2 tRNA genes are annotated in these 704 nt (G+C 45.1%); both read left to right on the forward strand.

Features of this window, described 5'->3' with window-relative positions:
* Nucleotides 1–37 precede the first annotated feature (37 nt).
* Nucleotides 38–113: transfer RNA gene (locus L4D06_RS25450), tRNA-Lys, on the forward strand.
* Nucleotides 114–144: 31 nt separating this feature from the next.
* Nucleotides 145–220, forward strand: a tRNA-Val gene (locus L4D06_RS25455).
* Nucleotides 221–704 lie beyond the last annotated feature (484 nt).

The raw sequence follows: 704 nt of genomic DNA on the forward strand, positions 1-704 counted from the left end.
GCGGTAACAGGGGTTCGACTCCCCTATGGGACGCCACGGGTCGTTAGCTCAGTTGGTAGAGCAGTTGACTTTTAATCAATTGGTCGTAGGTTCGAATCCTACACGACCCACCATCTCCTCCACAGGGGATGTAAAACTTATTGTGGGCGATTAGCTCAGTTGGGAGAGCACCTCCCTTACAAGGAGGGGGTCACTGGTTCGAGCCCGGTATCGCCCACCACTCTCTAAAAATTCTCTGCAACGGAATCGCAGACCCATAAGCAAATGCTTTGATTGGGTGTGACTTTTTGTGTCTGAGAGTTGTTAGAAAGTGGTTCCACTCTCTGTTTGAGAGAAAACACACTTTGCTCTTTAAAAATCTGGAAAGCTGACTAGTAGATTTATGACTTCTCTGTATAGAGAGGGAATAAATTGAAATCTGTTTCTTATCTCTCTACCCGAGAGGTAACGAAACAAAAGTTCTCAAAACGTTAATTCTTCGGAATTAACACCAAACACATTCAAGTGTTSTTGGTTTCATCGAAAGATGAACATATTTGAGTCCGGCGAAAAACCGTTCATCGAAAGATGAACCGACTCTTTAACGAGAGTCACCTTGGTTGTTTGTCCATACGCAAGACCTCTTGGGGTTGTATGGTTAAGTGACTAAGCGTACACGGTGGATGCCTTGGCAGTCAGAGGCGATGAAGGACGTAGTAACTTGC

Origin of the sequence: Enterovibrio makurazakiensis, from assembly GCF_050336585.1 — a bacterium.
In the GTDB taxonomy this organism is placed as follows: domain Bacteria; phylum Pseudomonadota; class Gammaproteobacteria; order Enterobacterales; family Vibrionaceae; genus Enterovibrio; species Enterovibrio gelatinilyticus.